At 70.1% G+C, this 4,222-nt stretch carries 4 protein-coding genes; all 4 read right to left on the bottom strand.

Annotation, left to right across the window (positions count from 1 at the left end; translation table 11 throughout):
- Window positions 1-25: 25 nt before the first annotated feature.
- The 4 genes from GWK61_RS53055 to GWK61_RS53040 are packed head-to-tail and all read right to left on the bottom strand — an operon-like array spanning window position 26 to window position 3,815.
- A complete protein-coding gene (locus GWK61_RS53055) occupies window positions 26-1,123 on the bottom strand; it encodes an LLM class flavin-dependent oxidoreductase (protein WP_194921916.1) in 1,098 nt (365 codons plus the stop codon).
- 12 nt (window positions 1,124-1,135) lie between these two features.
- Entirely contained in the window at window positions 1,136-2,158 is a 1,023-nt protein-coding gene (locus GWK61_RS53050) for an ABC transporter substrate-binding protein (RefSeq protein ID WP_194921914.1), read from the bottom strand.
- Window positions 2,159-2,193: 35 nt separating this feature from the next.
- Entirely contained in the window at window positions 2,194-2,958 is a 765-nt protein-coding gene (locus GWK61_RS53045; protein WP_194921912.1) for an ABC transporter ATP-binding protein, read from the bottom strand.
- Window positions 2,959-2,963: 5 nt separating this feature from the next.
- A complete protein-coding gene (locus GWK61_RS53040; RefSeq protein ID WP_194921918.1) occupies window positions 2,964-3,815 on the bottom strand; it encodes an ABC transporter permease in 852 nt (283 codons plus the stop codon).
- Window positions 3,816-4,222: the final 407 nt, after the last annotated feature.

Below are 4,222 nucleotides of genomic sequence, written 5' to 3'. Positions count from 1 at the left end.
GTGGTGTGGGACGCGGGGTGTGGGGTCAGACAGTGGCGGGCTTGCGGTGCGCGAGTTCCTGGCGCACCAGCGGCAGGACGTGCTTGGCGTAGCCGATCGCGTCGTCGAACGGGTCGAAACCGCGGATCGAGAGCAGCTCGCAGCCGATGTCGACGTAGTCCAGCAGCGCGGCGGCGACGGTCTCGGGGCTGCCGACCAGCGCGGTGGAGCTGCCGGCGGCGTTGGTCGCCTTGGCCGGCGCGGTCCACAGCGCGCGATCGTGCAGCTCGCCGCGCTCGGCGAGGGCGAGCAGCCGTTGCGAGCCGACGTTCTGCGGCACGGTCGTCCCGGCGATCGGGTAGTGGCGCTTGGCGGCGCGGTCGGCGTACCCCGTCTCGATCCGGCCGAGCAGTTCGTGGGCCCGTTCCCAGGCCAGGTCGTCGGTGGCGGCGACGATCGGGCGGAAGGAGACCCAGATGCGCGGATGCGGACGGCCCGCCGCGTCGGCCTGCGCGTTGACCGAGTCGATCTGCTGCTTCGTTTCCGCCAGCGGCTCGCCCCACAGCCCGAAGATGTCGCCCTGCCGGCCGCCGACGCGATAGGCCTCCTCGGAGGAGCCGCCGACCGAGACCGGGATCGCGTCCTGGTAGGGCCGGATCTCGGAGCGGAAGCCCTCGAACTTGTAGTAGGCGCCGTCGTGGTCGAACGGCTCGGTCTCGGTCCACACGCGCCGCAGGATCTGGATGTACTCGTCGGCGCGCGCGTACCGCTCGGCCTTGGACAGGTAGTCGCCCTCACGCCGCTGCTCGGCGTCCTGGCCGCCGGCGATGATGTGGATCGCCAGCCGGCCGCGGCCGATCTGGTCGAGCGTGGCGAAGGCGCGCGCGGCGTGCGTCGGGAAGATCACGCCGGGCCGGTGCGCGAGCATCGGCTTGAGGCGCTCGGTGTGGTTGACCACGAACTGCGCGAACTGGTTGGCGTCGATCCAGCTGGAGCTGTAGGGGACCAGGGTGTAGTCGAACCCTCCTTCGTCCAGCACCTTCGCGTATTCGTGGGCGAACTCGTGGTCGAATCCGTGGCCGGCGCTGGGGTCGACGTCGGAGGCGCGGTTGGCGTTGATGGCACTGATGAACTCGACGGGCACGGCCCGCTCCCTTCAGCTCTTCGCGGACGAGGTCTCGTCCGCGGCGGTGTAGGCGGTGGGGTCCGAATGGGCGGCGACGGACACGCTGGTGGACAGGCCGCCGATGGCGGACATGACGTCCGCGACGTTCTGGATGTCGGCGATCTCCTGCGCCGAGAGCGGAACCAGTGCGTTCGAGCCCTGCGATACCACCTGCGTGGCGATGGCCGGTGAGAGGTTGAAGGCCGAGGCATACTGGGCCGCGTACTGTGCGGGGTGTGCGGTGGTCCAGATCAGGGCTTTGTTGACACGCTTGAGGAGATCCTGAAGCGCGGCCTTCTTCGCCGGGTCGTCCAGTGTCTGCGCGGTCGCGCTGATCAGGCCGATACCGCTGGTCAGACCGTTCTCGCCGTCGACGAGCGTGCGGGCGCCGGCGAGTTGTGCGGTGTCCTGGTACACGCCGAAGGTGGCCCACACGTCGATCTTGTGCGCGTTGAACGCGGCCAGCGCCGCGGTCGGGAGCAGGTATTCGACGTGCACGTCCGAGTAGGACAGCCCGGCCTTCTTGAGCACGTTGGCGAGCAGTTCCTGAGCGACGCTGCCGGCCGCCGAGGAGACGACGACGGTCCGGCCCTTGAGGTCGGCCACCGAGGTGACCGTCGAGTCCTTCTGGGCCAGGATCGCCGTGCCCGCGCCGTTGGACTGGAGCGCGGCGACCGCCTTGACCGGGACTCCGCCGGCGATGGCGGTGAGGGTGGGGAGGTCGGCGGCGTAGCCGGTGTCCACGGCGCCGGCCTTGACGGCCTGGAACAGCGGTGCGGCACCCTGGAACTCGGCGAACTTCACCGTGTAGCCGGTGCCGGCCAGCTGGCCCGACGCGGTCAGCAGGGTTTTCAGGCTGCTGACTTGGTCGCCGACGGTGAGGGTGACAGAGCCAGAGCCCTGTTTCGCCGACGCGGCCTGGTGGGAGGCGGTGGACTTGCTCGAAGCGCACGCGGCGGCCGCGGCGACGAGCCCGAGCACGCCGATCGTGGCCAGTGCTGTCCGGACAACCATTCTCGTTCCTTTCCGAACCATGCTCAGTACCTTGCTCAGTGGCCGGTCTCGACGCCGAGCTCGGCGAGCAGCCGGGCGCGCAGCCGGACGAACCGGGGGTCGGTGATGTCGCGGGGGCGCGGCAGGTCGACGGGGCTGGCGTGCGCGATCACGCCGTCGCGCATCACCAGGACGCGGTCGGCCAGCCGGACCGCCTCCTCGACGTCGTGCGTGACCAGCAGCACCGCGCAGCCGTGCCGCTGCCACAGGTCCGCGACCAGGTGCTGGGCCTTGACCCGGGTCAGCGCGTCGAGGGCGCCGAAGGGCTCGTCGAGCAGCAGCAGCGCCGGCTCGCGCACGAGCGCCCGGGCCAGCGCCACCCGCTGTGCCTCGCCGCCGGACAGCGTCTTGGGCCAGTCCCCGGCGCGCGCGGCGATGCCGACCTCGTCGAGGTAGCGGGTGGCGAGTCCGCGGTCGGGACGGCCGGGCAGGCCGAGCACGACGTTGCGCCACACCCGCTTCCACGGCAGCAGCCGCGGCGCCTGGAAGGCCACGGCGCGCTTGCGGGGCACGGTGACCTCGCCGGAGATCTCCGTGTCGAGTCCGCTGAGCACCCGCAGCAGCGTGGACTTGCCGCAGCCGCTGTGGCCGAGCAGGGCCACGAACTCCCCGGGGGCGATGGTGAGATCGAGTCCGTCGATGACGACCCGGCCGTCGAACGCGCGGGTCAGGCCTTTGACGGTCACGGGGTTCGGCACGGTGGCGGCTTCATGGCCGGAGTTGGTGTTGGTGTTGGACGCAAGAGTTTCGGTACCGGTCATGGCGATCAGGCCCCCTCGAACGACGGGCGCCAGGCCAGCACCTTGCCGCTGATGACGCGCACGACCAGGTCGCACAGCAACCCCAGGACCGCGTACGTCACGAGACAGACCACGATGACGTCGGTCTGGAAGAACTCCTCGGCGTTGTTCATCAGGTAGCCGATGCCGTTGGTGGCGTTGATCTGCTCGCCGAACACCAGCGCGAGCCACGCGCTGCCGAGCGCGTAGCGCAGGCCGACCATCGCACCCGGCAGCGCGCCGGGCAGGATGACGTGCCGGACCAGGCCCCACCGGTTGAGCCCCAGCGTCGAGCCCGCCTCGACGAGCTGCGGATCGACCGAGCGGATCCCGCCGTAGAGGTTGAAGTACAACGGGATCGCCACGCCGAGCGCGACGAGCGCGATCTTCGGGGCCTCGTCGATGCCGAACCAGATGATGAACAGCGGGATCAGCCCGACCCACGGGATGGTGCGGACCATGCCGACCGTCGCGTCCACGAGGTCTTCACCGAGGCGGAACAGCCCGGCGACGAGCGCCAGGGTGACGGCGATGGCCGCTCCGATCGCGAAACCGATGACGACGCGCTGCCCGGAGGCGTAGATCGCGGAGGGCAGCTGGCCTTTCCGGACCAGCTCCCAGCCCTGCTTGAGGACGTCGGCCGGCGAGGCGAGCGTGTTGGCGGACAGCACGCCGGCCGCGCCGGCCAGGTACCAGCCGAGCAGCACCAGCAGCGGCCCCGACGCGCGGCGCGCGGGGCGGGGGACGCCCAGGCCTCGGCGCCGGCGGGCCGGGCGGATGGTGACCAGGTCGCCCACGTCCGGCACCGGCGCCGCGGCGGCCACTTCGAGCTCTGCCATTCGTGGCGTGACAGCGGTCACGGTTCTACCTCCTGGAGGATCGGATGCGCGTCGTCGCCGACGGGCAGGGTGCACGGTTCCGCGCGGCGTGATGCCAGGCGGTCTGGTTCAGACCGATGCGGACGTCGCGGACGCCATGGGAGGTCGCGAGAGAAGTCGCAAGAGAAAGAGGAAGGAAGCGCGGAAAGCGAAGATCAGCGCATACAGGTGCTGCCGGTGTACGTCATGTTGTCCACGACGTGCCGGCGGACCAGTCGCTGGGTCCGATGCCTCATGGTGCGCTAGTGTCCTGCGCCTGAAGTTCGTTTCAAATATTTAGCGAGTGAGTTGAGGATCTCCTCGGCCGTCTTCTTCCAGACGAACGGCCGGGGGTCCTCGTTCCATGTTGCTATCCAGGCTCTGATGTC

Source organism: Catenulispora rubra (assembly GCF_015356825.1).
Lineage (GTDB): Bacteria > Actinomycetota > Actinomycetes > Streptomycetales > Catenulisporaceae > Catenulispora > Catenulispora rubra.
This window is presented reverse-complemented; position numbering and strand designations above follow the sequence as displayed.